Source organism: Xanthomonas sacchari (genome assembly GCF_040529065.1).
Taxonomy (GTDB): domain Bacteria; phylum Pseudomonadota; class Gammaproteobacteria; order Xanthomonadales; family Xanthomonadaceae; genus Xanthomonas_A; species Xanthomonas_A sacchari.
This window is the reverse complement of sequence record NZ_CP132343.1, coordinates 306,020-327,847: the sequence shown is the minus strand read 5'-3', so window position 1 is coordinate 327,847 and position 21,828 is coordinate 306,020. Positions and strand designations below refer to the sequence as shown.

The 21,828-nt window shown below is 71.4% G+C and carries 18 protein-coding genes; 12 read left to right on the top strand and 6 right to left on the bottom strand.

Features of this window, described 5'->3' with window-relative positions; translation table 11 throughout:
• The first annotated feature begins 92 nt into the window (after positions 1-92).
• The 7 genes from RAB71_RS01365 (at position 93) to RAB71_RS01335 (ending at position 6,917) form a co-directional block, all read left to right on the top strand.
• A complete protein-coding gene (locus tag RAB71_RS01365) occupies positions 93-389 on the top strand; it encodes a hypothetical protein (protein ID WP_175300598.1) in 297 nt (98 codons plus the stop codon).
• 292 nt (positions 390-681) lie between these two features.
• Positions 682-2,619 (top strand): M61 family metallopeptidase, encoded by a 1,938-nt coding sequence (locus RAB71_RS01360; protein ID WP_010342721.1) that lies wholly within the window; start codon positions 682-684, stop codon positions 2,617-2,619.
• A gap of 118 nt (positions 2,620-2,737) precedes the next feature.
• Complete coding sequence (locus RAB71_RS01355; protein WP_010342722.1) at positions 2,738-3,478, top strand: endonuclease/exonuclease/phosphatase family protein; 741 nt, start codon at positions 2,738-2,740, stop codon at positions 3,476-3,478.
• The gene (clsB, locus tag RAB71_RS01350; RefSeq protein ID WP_010342724.1) at positions 3,475-4,680 is read left to right on the top strand and encodes a cardiolipin synthase ClsB; all 1,206 of its coding nucleotides are present in this window, start codon (positions 3,475-3,477) and stop codon (positions 4,678-4,680) included. Before RAB71_RS01355 ends, clsB begins: the two co-directional genes overlap by 4 nt.
• Positions 4,677-5,606: a hypothetical protein gene (locus tag RAB71_RS01345; RefSeq protein ID WP_040901838.1), complete on the top strand. Its 930-nt coding sequence runs from the start codon at positions 4,677-4,679 to the stop codon at positions 5,604-5,606. The genes clsB and RAB71_RS01345 overlap by 4 nt, the downstream gene beginning before the upstream one ends.
• A 216-nt stretch (positions 5,607-5,822) precedes the next feature.
• A complete protein-coding gene (locus RAB71_RS01340) occupies positions 5,823-6,317 on the top strand; it encodes a hypothetical protein (RefSeq protein WP_010342726.1) in 495 nt (164 codons plus the stop codon).
• A gap of 63 nt (positions 6,318-6,380) precedes the next feature.
• Complete coding sequence (locus RAB71_RS01335) at positions 6,381-6,917, top strand: hypothetical protein (RefSeq protein WP_138985748.1); 537 nt, start codon at positions 6,381-6,383, stop codon at positions 6,915-6,917.
• Between the two features lie 36 nt (positions 6,918-6,953).
• On the opposite strand, the gene uvrD is transcribed toward RAB71_RS01335, so the two are convergent.
• Both uvrD and RAB71_RS01325 read right to left on the bottom strand, forming a co-directional pair.
• Positions 6,954-9,155 carry a DNA helicase II gene (uvrD, locus tag RAB71_RS01330; RefSeq protein ID WP_010342728.1) on the bottom strand — a complete coding sequence of 734 codons (2,202 nt, stop codon included), beginning with the start codon at positions 9,153-9,155 and terminating at the stop codon, positions 6,954-6,956.
• A 70-nt stretch (positions 9,156-9,225) separates the two neighbouring features.
• Entirely contained in the window at positions 9,226-10,107 is an 882-nt protein-coding gene (locus RAB71_RS01325) for a LysR substrate-binding domain-containing protein (RefSeq protein ID WP_010342729.1), read from the bottom strand.
• A gap of 115 nt (positions 10,108-10,222) precedes the next feature.
• Here RAB71_RS01325 and RAB71_RS01320 point away from each other — a divergent pair, with 115 nt between their 5' ends.
• On the top strand, positions 10,223-11,737 hold the full coding sequence (locus RAB71_RS01320; RefSeq protein ID WP_010342730.1) for an MFS transporter: 1,515 nt from the start codon (positions 10,223-10,225) through the stop codon (positions 11,735-11,737).
• A 192-nt stretch (positions 11,738-11,929) separates the two neighbouring features.
• Here the strand turns inward: RAB71_RS01320 and RAB71_RS01315 are convergent, their stop codons facing one another.
• The 4 genes from RAB71_RS01315 to rpmB all read right to left on the bottom strand — a co-directional run bounded on the left by RAB71_RS01315 (position 11,930) and on the right by rpmB (position 15,461).
• Positions 11,930-13,357 (bottom strand): FAD/NAD(P)-binding protein, encoded by a 1,428-nt coding sequence (locus tag RAB71_RS01315; protein ID WP_029562055.1) that lies wholly within the window; start codon positions 13,355-13,357, stop codon positions 11,930-11,932.
• 111 nt (positions 13,358-13,468) lie between these two features.
• A complete protein-coding gene (gene cls, locus RAB71_RS01310) occupies positions 13,469-14,887 on the bottom strand; it encodes a cardiolipin synthase (RefSeq protein ID WP_010342732.1) in 1,419 nt (472 codons plus the stop codon).
• A gap of 159 nt (positions 14,888-15,046) precedes the next feature.
• Entirely contained in the window at positions 15,047-15,214 is a 168-nt protein-coding gene (gene rpmG / locus RAB71_RS01305; RefSeq protein WP_169411268.1) for a 50S ribosomal protein L33, read from the bottom strand.
• A 10-nt stretch (positions 15,215-15,224) separates the two neighbouring features.
• Complete coding sequence (gene rpmB / locus RAB71_RS01300) at positions 15,225-15,461, bottom strand: 50S ribosomal protein L28 (RefSeq protein ID WP_010342733.1); 237 nt, start codon at positions 15,459-15,461, stop codon at positions 15,225-15,227.
• A 300-nt stretch (positions 15,462-15,761) separates the two neighbouring features.
• On the opposite strand from rpmB, the gene RAB71_RS01295 reads away from it, so the two are divergent.
• From RAB71_RS01295 to RAB71_RS01280, 4 genes are read left to right on the top strand one after another with little or no spacing between them, the layout of a single operon-like run.
• Positions 15,762-16,100, top strand: coding sequence for a hypothetical protein (locus tag RAB71_RS01295; protein ID WP_010342734.1), 339 nt, complete (start codon positions 15,762-15,764; stop codon positions 16,098-16,100).
• Between the two features lie 56 nt (positions 16,101-16,156).
• Positions 16,157-17,410 (top strand): TolC family protein, encoded by a 1,254-nt coding sequence (locus RAB71_RS01290; protein ID WP_010342735.1) that lies wholly within the window; start codon positions 16,157-16,159, stop codon positions 17,408-17,410.
• Complete coding sequence (locus RAB71_RS01285) at positions 17,407-18,603, top strand: efflux RND transporter periplasmic adaptor subunit (RefSeq protein ID WP_010342736.1); 1,197 nt, start codon at positions 17,407-17,409, stop codon at positions 18,601-18,603. Before RAB71_RS01290 ends, RAB71_RS01285 begins: the two co-directional genes overlap by 4 nt.
• Before the next feature lie 10 nt (positions 18,604-18,613).
• The gene (locus RAB71_RS01280; RefSeq protein ID WP_041499799.1) at positions 18,614-21,823 is read left to right on the top strand and encodes an efflux RND transporter permease subunit; all 3,210 of its coding nucleotides are present in this window, start codon (positions 18,614-18,616) and stop codon (positions 21,821-21,823) included.
• Positions 21,824-21,828: the final 5 nt, after the last annotated feature.

The window sequence follows — 21,828 nt, the reverse complement described above, 5'->3', positions numbered from 1 at the left end:
CCTCCAGCAACGCCTACGCGTCCGATCATCGAACGCCCGTGCCGGCGCATTCCAGCCCGCGTGGACTCTCTCCCAGACAAAGGCGGTGCGCGATGTCCGAACGTGTGGAAGCAGGTCAGATGGTGTTCGTCGCCGATGGCGAGGTCGGTGTGGGTGCGGTACGCGAGGTGCGCGACGGCGGCGCCACGTTCGTCGTCAATATCGAGAACGGCGGCGACTTCGTGGTGCCGGCGAGCGCGGTGCGCGACGTGCACTTCGGCAAGGTGATCCTGGCGGTCGAGCACCTGCCGGCGCCGCTGCGGGAGGCGTTGCGGCATCCGCATGATGCGGAGTTGCCGACCTCGACCTATGCCGCCAGCGATCCGAGCGACGGGGCGCTGAAGGACTGAGGCGGCACGCTCTCCGGCTGCAATACCGAAGCTGCGATGCAACCGGAGTCCAGGGGTTGCGCACTTGGTGGCCGTCCACAGTGGGACAGAGCCGGACGACCAACGCTGTCGCCAGGCGCTCGAGGGATACCGCTGTCGCGCGGTCTTCCCGGGATCACAGCCCGGGAGCCGTGGCACCGGGATGAACGGCATTGCCTGGCACCTGCGTGACCGGGCCGGGCAAGTGCGCCGGCGACGGCGGCAGGTGCTAACGTTCCGCGCTTCGCATCCCATCCCGCTCCCGGAGCCGCGCATGTCCGCCACCGCTTTTCCCGTCTCCCGTCGCGCCCGCCGGGCGCTGGTCCTCGGCATCGGTCTTGCGCTCGCCGGCGCTGCGCAGGCGCAGGTGGTGCGCACGCCCGACGTGCCGGCACCGCAGGACACGCCCTATCCCGGCACGCTGACCCTGCAGGTGGACGCCGGCGACGTGCGCCAAGGCATCTACCGCGTGCACGAGACCATCCCGGTCAGCGCCGGGCGGCTGACCCTGCAGTACCCGCAGTGGATCCCCGGCGACCATTCGCCGAGCGGGCCGGTGGCGATGCTGGCCGGCCTCACCCTCACCGCCAACGGCAAGCCGCTGCCGTGGCGCCGCGACACCTTCGACGTGTACAGCTTCCACGTCGACGTGCCGCAGGGCGTGAGCGCGATCGACGCCAGCTTCCAGTACCTGTCGCCGCGCGACGACGGTTTCGAGATGACCGACAGGATGCTGCAGCTGGAGTGGAACAAGGTGGCGCTGTACCCGGCCGGCCACGACACCCGCGGCATCACCGTGGCGCCGAGCGTGACCCTGCCGGCCGGCTGGGAATTCGGCACCGCGCTGGAGACCGCCAGCCGCAACGGCGCCACCACCACCTTCAAGCCGGTGGACTTCACCACCCTGGTCGACTCGCCGATCTACGCCGGGCGCTACTTCAAGCGCGTGGACCTGACCCCGGCCGGCGGCGCGCCGGTGCATCTGGACGTGGTCGCCGACGCGCCGCGGTTCCTGGACATCAGCGCCGAGCAGCTGCAGGCGCACCGCAACCTGCCGGTGCAGGCGATCAAGCTGTTCGGCTCGCACCACTACGCGCATTACGACTTCCTGTTCTCGCTGTCGGACGTGCTGGGCGGCAACGGCCTGGAGCACCACCAGTCCAGCGAGAACGGACTGGCTGCCGACTACTTCAGCGCCTGGGACGAGAACGCGCCGGACCGCGACCTGCTGGCGCACGAGTACACGCACTCGTGGAACGGCAAGTTCCGGCGCCCGGCCGACCTGTGGACGCCGACCTTCAACGTGCCGATGGGCGACTCGCTGCTATGGGTCTACGAAGGCCAGACCCAGTACTGGGGTTATGTGCTGACCGCGCGCGCCGGGATGTGGACGCCGCAACAGTTCCGCGATGCGTTGGCGATGACCGCGGCCAACTACGACCGCAACCGCGCCGGCTTCCGCTGGCGCTCGCTGGAGGACACCACCAACGACCCCACCGCCGCGCACCGGTCCCCGCTGCCCTACCGCAGCTGGCAGATGAGCGAGGACTACTACAGCGGCGGACAGATGGTGTGGCTGGCGGTGGACGCCAAGCTGCGCGCGATGAGCGGCGGGCGCAAGTCGCTGGACGACGTGGCCAAGGCGTTCTTCGGCATCGACGACGGCAGTTTCGCGGTCAAGACCTACACCTTCGACGACGTCGTCGCCGCGCTCGACGGCGTGGTCCACTACGACTGGGCCGATTACATCAACCGCCGCGTCTACCAGGTGGATCCGCCGCTGCTGGAAGGCCTGCAGGCCAGCGGCTGGAAGCTGGTGTACACCGACCAGCCCAGCGCATTCGAGAAGCAGTACGACGGCCGCCACCAGTCGGCGCGGCACCGCTACAACTTCGCCTGGTCGATCGGCCTGGTGATGAACGACGACGCCAGCATCAACGACGTGCTGTGGGACGGCCCGGCGTTCAAGGCCGGGGTCAGCAGCGGCGCCACGGTGCTGGCGGTCAACGGCCAGGACTACTCGCGCGACACGCTCAAGCAGGCCATCGCCGACGCCAAGGGCGGCAGCGCGCCGATCGTGCTGACGCTCAAGTACCAGGGCGGCGTGCGCGACGTGCCGGTGAACTACCACGACGGCCTGCAGTATCCGCATCTGGTGCGGGTCGAGGGCACGCCGGACTACCTGAGCAAGATCATCGCCGCACGGCGCTGAGCCGACACCGCCGCCGCTGCCGGCAATGCAGCGGCGGCAAATGCGCGACGCGACACCGTCACGCGCCGCACGCGGACGCTGACGACAATGGCAGGCGTAACGTCCGTCCTGCCCCGGCATGCCTGCGATCGAGTTGCTGACCATCAATGCGCACATGGGCTTCAGCGTGCTGAAGCGGCGCTTCATGCTGCCGGAACTGCGCGCGGCGATCCGCGCCCTGCCCGCGGACCTGGTGTTCCTGCAGGAAGTGCTGGGCGAACACCAGCTGCATGCCGGCCGCCACGCCGACTGGCCGGCGCAGAGCCAGTACGAATTCCTTGCCGATACGCTGTGGCCCCAGTTCGCCTACGGCCGCAATGCGGTGTATCCGCATGGGCACCACGGCAACGCGCTGCTGTCGCGCTTCCCGATCGCCTCCTTCGTCAACCGCGACGTCTCCATCGCCGGCCACGAACACCGCGGGCTGCTGCATGCGGTACTGGAGGTTCCCGGGCACGCCGAGACGGTGCACGCGATCTGCGTGCACCTGGGCCTGCGCGAGGCGCACCGGCGCCGGCAGATCGGCCTGCTCGGCGCATTGATCGCCGAACTGCCGGCGCAGGCGCCGCTGATCGTCGCCGGCGACTTCAACGACTGGCGCCAGCGCGGGCATCCGCTGCTGCAGCGGCACGGCCTGACCGAAGCCTTCGCGCAGCTGCACGGGCGCGTGGCGCGCAGCTTCCCGGCGCGCTGGCCGCTGTTGCCGCTGGACCGCATCTATGTGCGCAACGTGCGCATCGAGGCCGCACGGGTGTTGACCGGCCGGCCGTGGTCGCACTTGTCCGACCACGCCCCGCTGTATGCCAGGATCGTGCTGTGAAGCGAGCAGCGGACCGCGACACGCGCTGGCGCCAGGGCCACCGCCTGCAGTTGCTGGAGAACGGCGATGCGTACTTCCCGCGCGCCTTCGCCGCGATCGACGCGGCCCGGCACGAGGTGCTGCTGGAGACCTTCATCTGGTTCGAGGACAAGGTCGGCCTGGCGTTGAAGGACCACCTGGTCGCGGCCGCGAGCCGCGGCGTGCGCGTGCACCTGCTGGTGGATGCGTTCGGCTCGCCGGATCTCTCGCCCGGTTTCGTGCGCGAACTGACCGAGGCCGGCGCCGAACTGCGCCTGTTCGACCAGCAGCCGAGCCTGCTCGGCGTGCGCCTGAACGTGTTCCGACGCATGCACCGCAAGCTGCTGGTGGTGGACGGGCGGATCGGCATGATCGGCGGCATCAACTGGTCGGCCGATCACCTGGCCGATTTCGGCCCGGAGGCGAAACAGGACTACGCAGTGGAGGTACAAGGCCCGGTAGTGGCGGACATGGTCGCGTTCGTGCGCCGGACCCTGGCCACCCACGGCACCGGTGCGGGGTGGGTGCCGCAGGAGCAGGTCGATGTGCCGCCCGCCGGCGCGGCCGAGGTGTGCTTCCTGCCGCGCGACAATGCCGGCCGCTCGCGCAGCATCGAGCGCGCCTACCGGCAGGCATTCCGCAACGCGCGGCACGAGATCGTGATCGCCAACGCCTACTTCTTCCCCGGCTACGGCTTCCTGCGCGACCTGTGCGCCGCTGCGCGCCGCGGGGTGGCGGTGAGGCTGATCTTCCAGGGCCAGCCGGACACGCCGCTGGCGCTGTTCGCCGCACGCGCGCTGTACCGGCATCTGGTCGATGCCGGCGTGCAGATCTTCGAATACTGCGAGCGCCCGTTCCACGGCAAGGTCGCGGTGATCGACGGCCACTGGAGCACGGTGGGATCGAGCAACCTGGATCCGCTGAGCCTGGCGCTGAACCTGGAAGCCAACCTGGTGATCCGCGATGCCGCCTTTGCGCGCGACCTGCACGGGCGCCTGCAACGGCTGATGCAACGGCACTGCCGCGAAGTCGTGCCGGCGCAGGTGCCGCGCGGGCGCTTCTGGCAACCGCTGCTGCGGCCGCTGCTGTTCCACCTGCTGCGCAACGTGCCGCAGTGGGCCAGCCGACTGCCCAAGCGCACGCCGCGCACCGCGGTGCTGCGGCGCCGCCGGCACGCGCCATGAGCCGCACGCACTGGCGCCTGCTGCGTCGCATCGCCTACCTGGCCTTCCTGGTCCTGGTGGCGATCCTGCTGGTACGTTCGGCGCGCACGGTGGACTGGGCGCAAGTCGGCACCACCCTCGCCGGTTACGGTGCCGGCACCCTGGCCGCCGCGACCGGGGTGACCCTGGCCAGTTATCTGTTGTATGCCGGCTACGATCTGGCCGCGCGACGCTACGCCGCGCATGCGCTGCCGACGCCACGGGTCATGGCGATCGCGGACATCGCCTACGCGTTCAGCCTGAATGTCGGCGCGCTGATCGGCGGCACCGCGATCCGCTACCGTCTGTACGGACGCGCAGGGCTGGGCCTGGCGACGATCAGCCGCGTGGTCGGCTTCGCCATCGCCACCAACTGGGCAGGCTATCTGCTGCTGACCGGCGTGCTGCTGGTCAGCGGGCGCCTGCGCATGCCGGCACAGTGGCCGCTGAGCGGCGCGGCACTGCCCTGGATCGGCGCCGCGATGCTGGCCGCAGTGCTGGCGTATCTGATCGCCTGCCAGCGCGCGCATGGCCGCACGCTGCAGGTGCGCGGCCACGTGCTGCACCTGCCGCCGTTGCCGCTGGCGCTGCTGCAACTCGGCCTGGGCACCGGCAACTGGGCGCTGATGGGCGCCTTGCTGTACGTGCTGATGCCGGCCGGCGTGGCCTACCTCTCGGTGCTCGGCGCACTGCTGGCGGCGGCCGTAGCCACCGCCATCGCCCACGTGCCGGCCGGCATCGGCGTGCTGGAAGCGGTGGTGCTGCCGCTGCTCGGGACGCAGGCGCCGCAAGCGAAACTGTTGGCGGCATTGCTGGCCTATCGCGCCTTCTACTACCTCGGCCCGCTGCTGCTGGCCTGTGCCGGCTATGCGCTGCTGGAGGCGCGGCGACGGCGCGGCGCGGGCTGAACGAGGCCGTGTGCGCGGTGGATCCAGACCCGTGACCACCGTACTTGTTGCGCTGCGCCTGCGGTGCTAGCGTCGCAGCGCACGCGTCCTGGAGCAGGACGGTCATGCCGCCGCACGGATGCGCTCTTCGGCACCCCGGCACGGTCGACCGAGCGAACGCGCGCAGCGCACACCATTGGCTGTCCTCATCGCCGCACACCATTCCCGGGAGGTCGCATGAAACCGCTGTTCGCCGTCGCGCTCGCGACGCTGCTGTCGCCGTGTCTGTCAGCATCCGCCGCACCCGTTGCGCCCTCGCCCCTGCTCGGCAACTGGGCCGTTGACGTGGCGCGCCTGGATCGGGCGCCCCAGGATCGGCCCAAGGCCGTCACCCTACGCTTCAGCGAGGCGGGCAAGGGCAAGTGGGCGGTCAAGGTCGACATTGCCGAACAGGGCGGCGGCACCATGCATGCCGAAGGCGTCGCCGCGCTCGATGGCCGCGCCACGCCGGTGAAGAACAACTTCGAGGCCGATGTCTTCGCCCTGCAGATGCCCGCGCCCAACGTACTGGTGATGATGCTGGCCAAGGACAGGAGCGTGGCCTCGACCCGCATCTACACCGTCGCCGCCGACGGCCGCTCGATGACCGAGACCGTGTCCGCATTCGCACCGGACGGCACGCCGACGATGCGCACCAACTACTTCACCCGCATCGCAGCGTCGCAGCGCTGACGCATGCGCAGGGTGACGCGTCGCCTGCGCACATCAGAACGCGGGCTACCAAGGATGGCAGCCGTGGCCGTCTGGACGAGCCTGCTCGGCGGCTGCGGTGCAGCGGGATCACCATCGCATCCCCCACGCAGCGAACCGCCGCGGGTCTGGATCGGCATGCCGTGTTCGGCAACGACACGGCAGCAGGATCGGCATCTGCTCGCATCGCCTGCCGACAATTCAAAGATCTGCGTGGATCGCGGTGCGGCGCGCCTGGACTACCGCCCGGATGCGCTGCGCATCATCGTTTACCGCAATGAGGTCGCCGCAGTGCTGTTGCAGTGCGCATCGGCGCAGCAGGCGGCGACGTTCTTTCGCGAAAACCAGGGGGAGCGCGCAATCCTGATCGTGGGTGACACTGCCATCAGTGAGCCTCACGTGGCATTGCCCACGATGGAGTGCGGGTGGCTATCCGCCAGCGACCTGCAGGACGCCATCACCCAATGCGAGCGGATCGCCAGCGCCTGGTCACGGCCGACGCAGCGCTGCTGGAACTTGTGCAATCAGGCCGAAAACGCAGGCAGCGACGGCATCTGCATCGCGCACAAGCGCACGCCCTGATCGCGAGGCGGCACGAGGTCCGCCCGCTGCCGCCACTTACAACACCGTCAGATTGGCGTACGCCATCACCAGCCACTTGGCGCCGGCCTCGTCGAACTGCACCTGCACGCGGGCGTGGGCGCCGCTGCCTTCGTAGTCGATGACCACGCCGCCGCCGAACTTGGGGTGCTGCACGTTGGCACCGAGCTTGATCGCCGGGGCCTCGATCACGCTGTGCCCGAGGCTGCGCGGCGCACCCAGCGAGGCGCTGCGCGAGACCTGCACCTTCGGCCGCACTTCGTGCAGCAGTTCGCGCGGGATCTCGCGCAGGAAGCGCGAGGGCACGTTGTAGTTGTCCTGGCCGTGGATGCGCCGCGACTCGGCATAGCTCAGCACCAGCTTGTGGCGGGCGCGGGTGATGCCGACGTAGGCCAAGCGCCGCTCTTCCTCCAGGCGCCCGCTCTCTTCCAGCGAACGCGCACTGGGGAACAGGCCGTCTTCCATGCCGGCCAGGAACACGATCGGGAATTCCAGGCCCTTGGCCGAGTGCAGGGTCATCAGCTGCACGCCTTCTTCGCCGGCCTGGGCCTGGCCTTCGCCGGCCTCCAGCGAGGCGTAGGCCAGGAACGCGACCAGCTCGGTCATCGCCTGGCGGCCTTCGTCGGCGTCCTCGTCGCCGTCGGCGCGCACGAAGCGCGAGGCCACCGAGACCAGTTCGTCGAGGTTGTCGGTGCGCGATTCCGAGTCCAGCCCGCCGCGGCTCTCCTTGCCCCAGTGCTCGCGCAGGGTGGAGCGCGCCAGCACCTGATCGATCTGTTCGGGCAGCGGCAGCCCGGCCACGTCCAGGGCCAGTTGCTCGATCAGGCCGAGGAACTGGCCCAGCGCGTTGCGCGCACGCGCGGCCAGGTCGCCGCCCTGCTGCGCGGCCTGTCGCGCCGCCGCCCACAGCGACAGCGACTGTGCGCGCGCCAAACGCCGCACTTCGTCCAGGGTGCGGTCGCCGATGCCGCGCGGCGGCGTGTTGACCGCACGCTCGAACGCCGCATCGTCGGCGCGGTTGGCGACCAGGCGCAGATAGGCCAGGGTGTCCTTGATTTCGGCACGCTCGAAGAAGCGCATGCCGCCATAGACCCGGTACGGCACCTGTTCGGCGATCAGCGCCTCTTCGAACGCGCGCGACTGCGCGTTGCTGCGGTAGAGCACCGCCGCCTCGCTGTAGCTGCCGCCGTCGCGCACCCATTGGCGCACGCGCTCGACCACGTAGCGCGCCTCGTCCACCTCGTTGTAGGCGGCGTACAGGTCGATCGGCTCGCCATCGCCCGAATCGGTCCACAGCTGCTTGCCGATGCGGTCGGGGTTGTGCGCGATCACCGCGTTGGCGGCGTTGAGGATGTTGGCGCTGGAACGGTAGTTCTGCTCCAGGCGGATGGTCTGCGCGCTGGGGAAATCGGTGAGGAAGCGCTGCACGTTCTCGACCTTGGCGCCGCGCCAGCCGTAGATCGCCTGGTCGTCGTCGCCGACCACGAACACGTGGCCGCTGTCGCCGGCCAGCACGCGCACGAAGGCGTACTGGATGGCGTTGGTGTCCTGGAATTCGTCGACCAGGATCTCGCCGAAGCGGGCGCGGTAGTGCGCCAGCAACGCCGGGGTGTCGCGCAACAATTCGTGCGCGCGCAGCAGCAGTTCAGCGAAGTCGACCAGGCCGGCGCGGTCGCAGCGCTCCTGGTACAGCGCGTAGGCGTTGCGCAGGGTGGTGACCCACTCGTCGCGCGGTTCCGGCTGGATGTGCTGGGCGCGGCGGCCTTCGTCCTTCTGCTGGTTGATCCACCACACGATCTGCTTGGGCGGGTACTTGCCCTCGTCCAGCTCCAGTTGCTGCACCACGCGCTTGACCAGCCGCAGCTGGTCGTCGGCGTCGAGCACCTGGAAGCTCTCCGGCAGCTTCGCGTCCTGCCAGTGCAGGCGCAGCAGGCGGTGCGCCAGGCCGTGGAAGGTGCCGATCCACATGCCGCGGCTGCCGTTGCGCAGCTGCAGGTCGGCGCGGTGGCGCATCTCGCCCGCGGCCTTGTTGGTGAAGGTGACCGCCAGGATCCCGTGCACCGGCACGCCATGCACCTGGTGCAACCAAGCGATGCGATGGGTGAGCACGCGCGTCTTGCCGGAGCCGGCGCCGGCCAGGACCAGGTAGTGGCCGGGCGCTGCGGAAACGGCCTCGCGCTGGGCGGGGTTCAGATCGTCGAGCAAATGAGAGACATCCACCCGCGCATTTTAGCCGGTGCGGCGGCGCAGCGGCTGCGACAGCGCGCGCCGCCCGGCACACGGCGTGGCGTCAATCGGTGCGGAACAGCCGTTCGGCCAGGAAATCCACGAACACGCGCAGCTTCGGCGACAGTTGCCGGCGCGACGGCCACACCACGAAGAACGCGCCGCCGTCGGCCATGTGCGCGTCCAGCACCGGCTGCAGGCGGCCGTCGGCCAACGCGTCCTGCGCCAGGAACGCCGGCATGCAGGCGATGCCCAGGCCGGCGATCGCCGCGGCGCGTACCGCTTCCATGTTGTTGCAGGTGAGCACCGCCGGCGGCAGCGGCGCCGGTTCGGCCAGTGGCCAATCCTGCGGCTTGCCGGTGTCGGGAACGCGGAACAGCACGCCATCGTGCGCGGCCAGCTCCGCCGGGGTCTGCGGCACGCCGCGGCGGCGCAGGTAGTCCGGCGCCGCGCACAGGCAGAAGCGAAACGGCCCCAGCCGCCGCGCCAGCAGCCGCGAGTCGGCCTGCACGCCGCTGCGGATCACCGCGTCCAGGCCGTGTTCGAGCAGGTCGACCACGCGGTCGTCGAACTCCAGGTCCAGCGCCACGTCCGGATAGCGCTGGCGGAATTCGGGCAACAGCGGCACCAGGAAGCGATAGCCGATGGTCGGCAGGCCGACCCGCAGCCGCCCGCGCGGTGCCTGCCGGGTCTGCGCCAGCGCCTCCTCGGCCTCGCGCAGGTCGGCCAGCACGCGCTGGCAATGCTCCAGGAACAGCGCGCCCTCGGCGGTCAACGCGATGCGCCGGGTGGTCCGCTGCAGCAGGCGCACGCCGAGCGCGCGCTCCAGCGCGGCCACGCTCTTGCCCACCGCCGAGGCCGAGATGCCGAGCACGCGGCCGGCGCCGACGAAACTGCGCTGTTCGGCGGCACGGACGAAGGCGACGATGCCGGTGAGGCGATCCATCTGGCGATATTAGAGCGTTTCATTCCGCAAAGCCCGGAGGATCACGGCCTTTTTCGTGAATTGCCGCCCCGTTATCTCTAGTGGCCTTCCGACATCCGCCGCAAGAGCCGCTCCGATGACCGCCGCTTCATCTCCTGATCCCACTTCCCTGCCGCGCCGCGGCGCCGCCCTGGCCGCGGTGTGCCTGGCCGCCCTGGCGCTGCCGCTGAACTTCTCCGGCGGTGCCGTCGCCACCCCGGCGATCGGCGCGGCCCTGGGCGGCAGCGCACTGGCCCTGGCCTGGATCACCAACGCCTTCATGCTCAGCTTCGGCAGCCTGCTGCTGGCCGCCGGTGCGCTGGCCGACCGGCATGGGCGGCGCCGGGTGTTCCTCGTCGGCCTGGCGCTGTTCGCCAGCGCCAGCCTGGGCGTGGCCGTGGCCGGCTCGGTCGCGGCGATCGACCTGTGGCGGGCGTTGCAGGGTGTCGGTGCCGCCGCCGCGCTCGCCGCCGGCACCGCGGCGCTGGCGCAGATGTACACCGGCGCGGCGCGCACGCGCGCGTTCAGCCTGCTCGGCACCACCTTCGGCACCGGCCTGGCGTTCGGCCCGCTGGCCGCCGGCGCGCTGAGCGAACGGCTGGGCTGGCGCGCGATCTTCTTCGGCGTGGCCGCGGTCGCCGCGCTGGCGTGGGCCCTGGCCGCGCGCTGGCTGCCGGCCTCGCGCGACTCTGCCGCCGGTCCGCCCGACCGTACCGGCGCGCTGTGTTTCAGCGCGGCGCTGGCGCTGTTCACCGCCGGCCTGATCCAGGGGCCGCACAGCGGCTGGGGCAGCGCCGCGCCGCTGGCCCTGCTCGGCGCCGCCGCGCTGTTGCTGCTCGGCTTCGTGCGGATCGAACGGCGCCGCCGGCATCCACTGCTGGACCTGAGCCTGTTCCGTTACCGGCGCTTCGTCGGCGTGCAGTTGCTGCCGGTCGCCACCTGCTACAGCTACGTGGTGCTGCTGGTGCTGCTGCCGCTGCGCATGATCGGCGTGGATGGTGCGCCCGCCGCCAGCGCCGGCCTGACGCTGCTGGCACTGTCGGCGCCGATGCTGCTGGTGCCGAGCCTGGCCGCGGTACTGGCGCAGCGCATCGCCCCGGCCTGGCTGTCCGCGGCCGGCTTGGCGGTGGCCGCGGTCGGCCTGTGCTGGCTGGGCGCGCGGCCACCGGCGCAGGCGCTGCCGGCGCTGCTGCTGATCGGCGCCGGCACCGCTGTGCCCTGGGGCCTGATGGATGCGCTGTCGGTCAGCGTGGTGCCGACCGAACGCGCCGGCATGGCCGCCGGCCTGTTCGGCACGCTGCGCGTGGCCGGCGAAGGCATCGCCCTGGCCAGCGTGGCGGCTTTGCTCGCGACCTTGGTGCAGGCGCAACTGGCCGCAGTCGCGCCGCTGCTGCCGCACGCCGCCCTGGCAGACACCGCACAGCGGCTGGTCGCCGGCGATCTGTCCGCCATGGCCGAGGGCGCGCTGTCCGCGACGCAATTGCGCCTGGCCTACGCCGCGGCCTTCGGCACGCTCACCCGGGTGCTGGCGGCGATCACCGCGCTGGCGGCGATCGCGATTTGCCTGTTGCTCGGGCGCACGCCGCAAAACGCGATGGATGGGAACCGCTGATCGCGACGGGCGACCCACCTGTAGGAGCGGCAATGCTCGTGACGGCTAGAACCGATGCAAACGTCTTGTCGCCGTAGGAGCGGCTTCAGCCGCGACGGGCGTTACCGAAATCCCGGTCGCGGCTGAAGCCGCTCCTACAAAGGAGGTCACGGCTGCGCCGCGCGCAATTGCGGCCGGCATGCACGGCGGTGCTCAGTGCGCAGCGGCAGGCGCCGGCGACGCCAGCGCCAGCAGCGCCTGCGCGGTCTGCTGCGCCTGCACCCGCAACTCGGGGATCGCCAGGCTTTCCCACAGGCTGCCGATGCGCAGGCTACCGAGCACGCGGATGCGCGGCGTGGCGTGGCCGTCGGCGTCGAGCAACGCACCATCGGCGGCGCTGCCTACGCCGATGCCGTGCGGCCCCGGCTGCGCATGGCCACAGCCCAGCAACTGGTGCAGCAGCGGATTGCGCATGGTCTGCGCGCGCAGTTCGACGCCGGTGGCGTTGATCACGCAGTGGGCGTCGAGCTGCAGCGGCACGCCGTCGGCGCCCATGCCGTTGACCTGCACACAGGCGCCGACCGGGAACACCGTGTCCAGCCGCGCGCGGTGCAGGCGCAACTGGCCGACCCGGCGCATCGCCTGCAGCTGCGCGAACACCGGCGCGGCGATGCGATGCCGGTGCACGTCCCAGTAGCGCACCACGTGGCGCAGGAAGCGGCGCTGCTCGGTGATCGACAGCGATTGCCACAGCGCCTGGCTCAGCGGGCGTATCCGGTCCATCACGCTCTGCCAGGGCCGGCCCTGCGCCTGTGCCGCGGCCGCGTGGCGACGCAGCGCGCGCACCCGCTGGCGCAACGGCATCGCCAGCAATGCCTGCGCATCGAAGTCGGCCGGCGCGCCATGCGCGGCGTGCGGCAACGGCAGCAAGGCGTGCCGCGAGACCACGTGCACCGGGCCGCGGTGCGCATTGGCCAGCAGCGTCAGCACGCTGTCGGCCATGCTCAGCCCGGAGCCGACGATGCACACCGTGGCCTCGCGCGGAATCGCCTGCAACTGCGCGTAGTCCCAGGCCTCGATCCGCGACGGCGCGTCGAGACTGGGGGCGCCGCGCGCCGGCAGCGGACGCAGGCTGTTGCCCAGCGCCAGCATGGTGGCGCCGGCGTGCAGCTGTCCACCGTCGTGCAATTGCAGAATCTGACCGCCGGTCGGCTGCGGATGCAGCGCCAGCACCCGCGCCTGCCGCCATTGCAGGCGCGCAGGTCCCGCGGCCTGCGCCTGCAGCAGGCGTGCGCGCAGGTAGGCGGCGTAATGCCGGCGCTGCACGTAGGCCTCGGCCAGCGCCGCGCGCGCCAGCTGCGGATACAGCGCCTGTTGCTGCAGCCAGTCGAGGAAGTCGTCGGGCGCGTCGGCGAAGGCGCTCATGCGTCCGGCCGTCACGTTCAACAGGTGCTCGGCGCAGGGCGTCGCATAGGCCACGCCCTGCGCCAGCGCCGGCTGCGATTCGATCAGTTGCACGCGCAGCGCGGTGCTGGCCTGGCGCAGCACGTGCAAGGCGACCAGCACGCCGGCCGCGCCGCCACCGACGATGGCGATGTCGCAGTCGTCGTCGACCGGGTCGCTGGGCACACACTCATTCATGCGGCGATTGTAAGGGAAGCCCCCACCGGGCCGGCCCATGGCTGAGAACCGTCGCGCATGTGCCGGCACCGATCGCGCATGAGCGCGTCATGCGCCTGTCATCGGCGTGCGTCACATCAGTGCATCGGCCAGGCGCGCGATGCCTTCGCGGCTGCGCCGCCACGCCGGCCGCTTGCGCCAGTCCTGCAACGTCAGCACCCGCGCGTCGGCCAGGTAGTCGGCCTCCACCGCGCGCAGCCGCTGCACCACCGCGGCGCTGTAGCACAGCATGCCGACCTCGGCGTTCAACGCGAACGAGCGGATGTCCAGGTTGATCGAGCCGACCAGGGCGATGCCTTCGTCCACGCTCAGGTGCTTGGCGTGCAGGAAGCACGGCCGGTACAGCGCGATCTTGACCCCGCTGCGCAGCAACTCGTCGTAATAGGCCTCCTGCGCCCAGGCGGTGAGCCGCTGGTTGTTGCTCTCGGACAGGATCAACTGCACGTCCACCCCGGACAGCGCGGCAATGCGCAGCGCGCTGAGCGTGGCCTCGTCCGGCACGAAATACGGGGTGACCATGACGATGCGCCGCCGCGCCAGATGGATCAACGCGTTGACCGTGTCGCGCGCGTTCTCGAACGGGTACGCCGGCCCGCTGGGCAGCAGCTGCGCGGCGACGCCGCCGCCGTGGATGGAGGCGGGCGCGACCACGCTCAGGCGCTGCCCGGTCTCGATGAACCAGTCGCTGGCGAATACCGCTTCCAGGTGCGCCACCACCGGCCCCTGCACCCGCGCCACCAGTTCGCGGTTGGGATGGCCGGGCACGAACTGCGGCTCGGCCAGGTTCTGCGAACCGATGTAGCCGACGCGGTTGTCGATCACCGCGATCTTGCGGTGGTTGCGCAGGTCCATGCGGCCGCTGCGGCGCCAGCGCAGCCCGCCCGGCAGCAGCGCCTGCACCTCGACCCCGGCCGCATGCAGGCGCTTGCGGTAGCGGCGCAGGCCGCGGCGGCCGCCGCGCGCATCCAGCAACAGCCGGCACTGCACGCCGCGCGCGGCGGCGCGCAGCAGCGCCGCGCTCACCGCATCGCCGACCGCGTCGTCGAACATCAGGTAGTACAGCAGGTGCACGCGCTCGACCGCCGCGTCGATGTCGTCGATCAGCGCCTGCAGCGAGGGCGCGTAGCGGTCGAGCAGTTCGACGCTGTTGCCGTGGGTCGGCATGAAGTCGCCCTGGCGCTCGACCAGCGGCACCACTTCGGCGACCACGGTATCGGCCGGCGGCGCCCAGCGCAGCGCGGTCAGCGGCACCTGCTGCTCGCGGATCACCTGCGAGGCCAGCGCCTGGCGGCGGATGCGCTCGCGCGAGAGCCAGGGGTGGCCGAGCAACAGGTACAGCGGCAGCCCCAGCAACGGCACGAAGCCCACCAGCAGCAGCCAGCTGCGCGCGGCGCCCGGCGTGGTGCGGGTGGGGATCCACAACAGCGCCACCAGCCGGATCAACCAGTCCAGCGCCAGCAGCCACGTGCCTTCCAACCAGACCGGCAGCATCGCGATCCTCGCAACCCAGGTTGCCCGATTCTGCGGACTGCGCCAGCAAACGCAACCATGGCCGCAGCGGCGGCGTGTTTTCCATCCCCCAAGACGCACGAAACCCGCCTTGCGGCGGGTTCGGTGTCCAGCGTGAGCAGCGATCCGAGGATCAGCCGATCACTTGATCTTGCCTTCCTTGTACAGGACGTGCTTGCGCACGACCGGATCGTACTTGAGGAATTCCATCTTCCCCGGGGTGTTCTTCTTGTTCTTGTCCGTGGTGTAGAAGTGGCCGGTACCGGCCGAGGAAATCATACGGACCTTATCGCGCTTGCCTGCCATGATGCTCTACTCCTCAGACCTTTTCGCCGCGCGCACGCAGCTCAGCCAGAACGGTGTCGATGCCGTTCTTGTCGATGGTGCGCAGCGCGTGCGCGGAAACCTTCAGCTTGACCCAGCGGTTCTCGCTGGCGACCCAGAAACGGCGCTCGTGCAGGTTGGGCAGGAAACGACGGCGGGTCTTGTTGTTGGCGTGGGAGACGTTGTTACCCGTCTGCACACGCTTGCCGGACACTTGGCATACGCGGGACATTGCGCACCTCGATAGTAGTTTGGTCGCCCATAGCCTGGGAGACGGCGGCCCCGGCAGCCCTGCGGCCACCACGCGACGTGGGAAATCAAACGGTTACGCTGGGAGAGGCCGGCCGGAGATCGCGCATCCGGCCGCCGGCCCCGACCTCGTCGGGCACAGCGAGCCGCGCATTATGCAGGCGATCAAGGGCTTGTGCAAGTTGTCCACAGGGCCAGGCGCCGCGCGCAGGTCCGGGCCGATGGACCAGGCGGGCGTTGCTATTGTATCCGGCGCAAGCCGCTTGCTAGCCTCGTCCAGACCATGCGCCGCCTGTTCCGTCCACTGCGTACCTCCTTGCTGATGCTGCTGCTGGCGGCGTTCGTGGTCGTGCCGGTGGCCGATGCGCTGGCCTGCGCGCTGGAGCCGGAATCGGCCGACGCGGTGCACGCGCCCGCCGCGGCGCATGCCGATGGCGAGGACAGTGACGGCAAGCATGCCGGCGCCTGCAGCCACAACCATTGCCACCACTCGAATCTGAGCCTGCCGGCGAGCGCCCTCGCCGTGTTCGGCGCGCCGCGACCGGCGCGCTGGATGCAGGCCGTCGACGCCTCCCCTGCAGGCATCGTCCAGGACGGATTGAAGCGTCCGCCCAGAGCGTGAGTTGAGCGTGTCCCGCGATCGCGGGGTTCCGTTTCCCTCACCTCTGGAATTTGCTCATGTCGACTCCGACACGTCGGCCGCCGCGCGCGGCCGGGCGGGTCGTCGCCGTGCTGCTGGGCCTGGCCCCGGCCGCGCTGGCGATGGCGCAGACCGCCCCTTCATACGACACCTTGCTGCAACGCCTCGACCAGCTGCCCGGCAGCCGCGTCGGCGCGGCGCTGACCGAGGCCGCCGATGCGCGCGCCGAACAGGCCCGCGCGCTGCCCAACCCGTCGCTGTCCTGGTCCACCGAAAACGCCTGGGGCAGCGGCACCTATGCGGGCACCGCCCGCGCCGAAACCTCGCTGACCCTGTCGCAACCGCTGGAACTGTGGGGCCAACGCGGCGCACGCATCCGCGCGGCCCGCGCCGACGCCGACGCGGCCGCCATGCGCGGCACGCAGCATCGCAGCGAGGCCGCAGGGGAATTGGCCTCGGCCTACGCGCTGGCCGAAAGCGCGCTGCGCCGTCATGCACTTGCCGAGGAAGCGCTGGGCCTGATCGGCGACGATGCGGCCGCCGTCGAGGCGATGGTCGCGCAGGGCCGCGAGCCGCAATTGCGCGCAGTGCAGGCGCGCAGCGAAGTGGCCGAGGCCACCGCGGCACTGGACGAGGCGCAGGCGTTCCGCGACGCGGCGTTGGCGCGCCTGGCCGCGATCGCCCTGCTGGACACACCGGTGCAGTCCCTCGACGGTGGCCTGCTCGACCGCGCGCCGCCGTCGCCGCGCGCGACCGACGAGGCAGCGCTGCCGGTGCGCATCGCCGCCGCGGAGGCCGAGGCCGCCGACCGCCAGGTCGCGGTGGAGCGCAAGCGTGCCCTGCCCGAGCTGAGCCTGACCGCCGCACAGACGCGTTTGCGCGAAGACCGCGCCCACGCCTACACGCTCGGCCTCAGCCTCAGCGTGCCGCTGTTCGATCGCAACCGCGGCGGCATCCGTGCCGCCAGCGCCGAACGGCGCGCAGCCGAGGCGCGGCTGGAGCAGCAACGCCGCGCCAGCGCCGCCGACCGCTTGGCCGCACTCGCCACGCTGAAGGCCGCCGACAGCCGCACGCGCGCGGCCGACACGAGCGTGGCCGCCGCGCAGGAGGCCTACCGCCTGGCCCGCATCGGCTTCGATGCCGGACGCATCGCACAACTGGAGCTGCGCAGCACCCGCGCGGCGCTCATCGCCGCGCGCGGCACCACGGTGGACGCGCGCCTGGCGCGGGTCGCGGCGGAAATCGCATTGGCCCGCCTGGAAGGGCGCGCGCCGTTCATGGAGGCACAATGAACCTGTCCCGTTCGATCTCCCTTGCCGGCAGCGTGCTGCTGGCGCTGCTGCTGGCCGCCTGCGCCGGCGACAAGCAGGCCGCTCCGGTGGCCGACGACGCGCACGACCATGGCGCCGAAGGCAAGGACGCAGCCCACGCACCGGTGGCCAAGACCGATGCCACTGCCCACGCGGATGCCGAAACCGGCGACGTGGTGCGGCTGACGCCGCAACAGATTGCCGCCTCCGGCCTGGACGTGGTCGCGGTCGGCCGCGGCGGCGGTGCCTCGGTGCGCCTGGCCGGCCGAGTCGAACCGGCAGTGGGCGCGCGCGCCTCGGTGGCTTCCACCGTGACCGGGCGGGTCGAGCGCGTGCTGGTCGCACCGGGTGCCGCGGTGCAGGCGCAGCAGCCGCTGGCCATCGTGGTCAGCGGCGAGGCCGCGGTGTTCCGCGCCAATGCCCTGGCGGCCGCGGCCGAGGCCAAGGCGGCCGGGCTGGCGCATGCCCGCGACCGCGCCCTGGTCGAACAGGGCGTGGTCGCCCGCCAGGAACTGGAAACCTCGCATGCGCGTGCGCTGGCGGCGCAGGCCCAGGCTGCTGCCGCGCAGGCCCAGGCCGCGGCCAGCGGCGCCCCCGATGCCAGCGGCCGCGTGCGCATCGTCAGCCCGGTGGCCGGCATCGTCGGCAACGTGCAGGTCACGCCCGGCAGCGTGGTCGCGGCCGGCAGCGTGGTGGCCGAGGTAGCCGATCCGACGATGAACGAGCTGGTGTTCAGCGCGCCGCCGGCGCTGGCGGCGCAGGTCGCGCCCGGCATGGCGCTGGAGGTGCGCGGAACGGGTGGCAGCTTCGCCGCCCGGGTCACGGCGGCGGCGGCCGACCTGCGCCAGCCGGGCGGTGCCGCGGTGATCCGCGCGATGCCGGTCGATGCGTCCCTGCCGCCGGCCGGCTCGCCGGTCTCGGCGGTGCTGGTCACCGACGGCCAGGACGGCGCGCTCAGCGTCCCCACCGATGCGGTGCAGACCGTCGAGGGCCGCAACGCGGTGTTCGTGGCGGTCGCTGGCGGCTTCAAGGTGCAGCCGGTGCTGGTCGGGCGGCGCGCCGGCGACCGCATCGAGATCCTCGGCGGCCTGCGCGGCGACGAACGCATCGTCGGCGCCAACGCCTTCCTGCTCAAGGCCGAACTGGCCAAGGGCGACGCCGAACACGGCCACTGAGGAGGCGACCATGTTCAACCTCATGATCGACACCGCCGTGCGCTACCGCTGGCTGGTGGTGGCCCTGGCCGCGCTGCTCGCCGCCGTGGGCCTGTTCCAGTTGGGCAGGCTGCCGATCGACGCGGTGCCGGACATCACCAACCGCCAGGTACAGCTCAACACGGTGGCACCGGCCCTGACCCCGGAGCAGATCGAACGGCAGGTGACCTACCCCCTGGAAACCGCGCTGGCCGGCATCCCCGGCCTGACCGCCACCCGCTCGCTGTCGCGCAACGGCTTTTCGCAGGTCACCGCGATCTTCACCGATGCGACCGACCTCTACTTCGCGCGCCAGCAGGTGGCCGAACGCATGCGCGAGGCGGCCGAGGAATTGCCCGACGGCGTGACGCCGCGGCTGTCGCCGGTGACCACCGGCCTGGGCGAGGTGCTGATGTGGACGGTGGACTTCACCGCGTTCGACCCGGCGCGGGTGGCGCGACCGGGCGCGGCGGGCTGGCAGGCCGGGGAGGTCTACCGCACGCCGGACGGCGAGCTGCTGCGCACGCCGCAGGAGCGCGCCACCTATCTGCGCACCGTGCAGGACTGGATCATCGCGCCGCAGATGCGCTCCAGCCCGGGCCTGGCCGGCGTCGACACGGTCGGCGGCTACGTCAAGGAGTACGGGGTGCATCCGGACACCGCCAGACTGGCCGCGCACGGCCTGGGCCTGGCCGACCTGGTCACCGCCCTGCAGCGCGCCAACGTGCAGGCCGGCGCCGGCTTCGTGCAGCGTGCCGGCGAAGGCCTGGTGGTGCGGGCCGATGGGCTGGCGCTGAGCGCCGACGATCTCGCGCAGGCGCCGGTGGCGATCCGCAACGGCATCGTGGTGCGCGTGGTCGACGTGGCCGAGGTCGCCTCTGGTCGCGCCCCGCGCCTGGGCGCGGCCAGCCGCAACGGCCACGAGGCGGTGCTGGGGACCGCGCTGATGATCGCCGGCGGCAACAGCCGCACCGTCGCGCAGGCCGCGGCCGCACGGCTGGCGCAGGTGAACACGTCGCTGCCGCCGGACATCGTCGCGGCACCGGTGCTGGACCGCAGCGTGCTGGTCAACGCGACCATCAAGACGGTGGCCAGGAACCTCACCGAAGGCGCGCTGCTGGTGGTGGTGATCCTGTTCCTGCTGCTGGGCAACCTGCGCGCGGCCGCGATCACCGCGCTGGTGATTCCGCTGTCGTTCCTGTTCGCGGTGATCGGCATGCACCGCTTCGGCATCAGCGGCAACCTGATGAGCCTGGGCGCGCTGGACTTCGGCATCCTGGTGGACGGGGCGGTGATCGTGGTCGAATCGACCCTGCTCATGCTCGGCCAGCGCCGCGCCGCGCTGGGCCGCGGGTTGAGCGCCGCCGAGCGCCTGGGCGTGGCCACCGAGGCCGCGCGCAAGATGGCGCGGCCGGCCGCCTTCGGCCAGTTGATCATCCTGCTGGTGTTCGCGCCGATCCTCACCCTGGAAGGCGTGGAGGGCAAGACGTTCCAGCCGATGGCGGCCACTTTCATGCTGGCCCTGGTCGGCGCGTTCCTGTTTTCCTTCACCTTCGTGCCGGCGATGACGGCGCTGCTGGTGCGCGAGCCGACGCTGCCGGACGACGTGGCGCATGCGGCCGGCGGCGCGCACGAAACGCGGCTGCTCCGCGCGCTGCGCACGCGCATCGCCCCGGTGATCCGCACCGCCGTCACCCATCCGCGCACGGTGGCCGGCGGTGCGGTGGCGATGCTGCTGGCGGGCGTCGGCGCGTCCGCGCTGCTGGGCCGCGAGTTCATGCCGACGCTGGACGAAGGCAATGTGGCGATGCAGGCGCTGCGCGTGCCGTCCACCTCGCTGGAACAGTCGCTGGCGATGCAGTTGGCGCTGGAACAGGCCATCGCCACGCAGCCGGAAGTGGCAACGGTGTTCTCGCGGACCGGCACCGCCGAGGCGGCGATCGACCCGATGCCGACCAACATCTCCGACAGCGTCATCGTGCTCAAGCCGCGCAAGGACTGGCCCGATCCGGCGCTGGACAAGGAGCGGCTGGTGGCCCGCCTGGAGGCGCTGGTGGGGCAGCAGCTCGGCAACAGCTTCGAGTTCAGCCAGCCGATCGAATTGCGCTTCAACGAGCTGATCTCCGGCGTGCGTACCGACCTGGCGGTGATGATCTTCGGCGACGACTTCGGCCAGTTGCAGACGGTGGCCGAGCAGATCGCGGCGACGCTGCGCGCGGTGGAGGGTGCGGCCGACGTGCGGGTGGAGCAGATCTCCGGGCTGCCCACGCTGGACGTGACCATCGACCACACGGCGGCGGCGCAGGTCGGGCTGAGCGCGGCGGATGTGAGCGACGCGCTGGCCACCGGCATCGGCGGCCGCGCGGCCGGCAAGATCTTCGAGGGCGACCGCCGCTTCGACGTGGTGGTGCGGATGGACGATGCTGCGCGCAACGATCCGGATCAGTTGGCCGCGCTGCCGATCGCCACGCCGACCGGGCAGGTGATTGCGCTGTCGTCGGTGGCGCGCATCGCCGTCAGCGAAGGACCGAACCAGATCAGCCGCGACAACGGCAGCCGCCGCGTGGTGGTGCAGGCCAACGTGCGCGGCCGGGACCTGGGCGGTTTCGTCGGCGCGGCGCAGGCCGCGGTGGCCGACGTGGCGTTGCCGCCGGGCGCCTACCTGAGTTGGGGCGGCCAGTTCGAGAACCTGCAGCGTGCCGAGCGGCGGCTGGCGACCGTGGTGCCGGTGGTGTTCCTGCTGATCGGCGGCCTGCTGTTCATGGCCCTGCGCAGCGTCAAGGAAGCGGTGCTGGTGTTCAGTTGCGTGCCGCTGGCGCTGGTCGGCGGCCTGCTCGCCCTGCTGCTGCGCGGCATGCCGTTCTCGGTGTCGGCCGCGGTGGGCTTCATCGCCGTCTCCGGCGTGGCCACCTTAAACGGCCTGGTGCTGATGCAGGCGATGCGCGAGCGCCTGGAGGCCGGCGACCTGCCGCTGCAGGCGGCGATCGACGGCGCGGGCAGCCGCCTGCGCGCGGTGCTGACCACCGCGCTGGTGGCGATCGTCGGCTTCATTCCGATGGCCATCGCCAGCGGCTCCGGTGCGGAGGTGCAGAAACCGCTGGCGACGGTGGTGATCGGCGGGCTGATCACCGCCACCGCGCTGACCCTGCTGGTGCTGCCGACCTTCGCCGCACGCGTGGCCGGGCCACGCCGCGCCGACTGATCCGC

Coding starts and splice junctions, on each gene's coding strand:
- RAB71_RS01365 (WP_175300598.1), top strand. CDS start 93: ATGTCCGAACGTGTGGAAGCAGGTCAGATGGTGTTCGTCGCCGATGGC.
- RAB71_RS01360 (WP_010342721.1), top strand. CDS start 682: ATGTCCGCCACCGCTTTTCCCGTCTCCCGTCGCGCCCGCCGGGCGCTG.
- RAB71_RS01355 (WP_010342722.1), top strand. CDS start 2,738: ATGCCTGCGATCGAGTTGCTGACCATCAATGCGCACATGGGCTTCAGC.
- RAB71_RS01345 (WP_040901838.1), top strand. CDS start 4,677: ATGAGCCGCACGCACTGGCGCCTGCTGCGTCGCATCGCCTACCTGGCC.
- RAB71_RS01340 (WP_010342726.1), top strand. CDS start 5,823: ATGAAACCGCTGTTCGCCGTCGCGCTCGCGACGCTGCTGTCGCCGTGT.
- RAB71_RS01325 (WP_010342729.1), bottom strand. CDS start 10,107: ATGGATCGCCTCACCGGCATCGTCGCCTTCGTCCGTGCCGCCGAACAG.
- RAB71_RS01320 (WP_010342730.1), top strand. CDS start 10,223: ATGACCGCCGCTTCATCTCCTGATCCCACTTCCCTGCCGCGCCGCGGC.
- RAB71_RS01315 (WP_029562055.1), bottom strand. CDS start 13,357: ATGAATGAGTGTGTGCCCAGCGACCCGGTCGACGACGACTGCGACATC.
- cls (WP_010342732.1), bottom strand. CDS start 14,887: ATGCTGCCGGTCTGGTTGGAAGGCACGTGGCTGCTGGCGCTGGACTGG.
- rpmB (WP_010342733.1), bottom strand. CDS start 15,461: ATGTCCCGCGTATGCCAAGTGTCCGGCAAGCGTGTGCAGACGGGTAAC.
- RAB71_RS01295 (WP_010342734.1), top strand. CDS start 15,762: ATGCGCCGCCTGTTCCGTCCACTGCGTACCTCCTTGCTGATGCTGCTG.
- RAB71_RS01290 (WP_010342735.1), top strand. CDS start 16,157: ATGTCGACTCCGACACGTCGGCCGCCGCGCGCGGCCGGGCGGGTCGTC.
- RAB71_RS01285 (WP_010342736.1), top strand. CDS start 17,407: ATGAACCTGTCCCGTTCGATCTCCCTTGCCGGCAGCGTGCTGCTGGCG.
- RAB71_RS01280 (WP_041499799.1), top strand. CDS start 18,614: ATGTTCAACCTCATGATCGACACCGCCGTGCGCTACCGCTGGCTGGTG.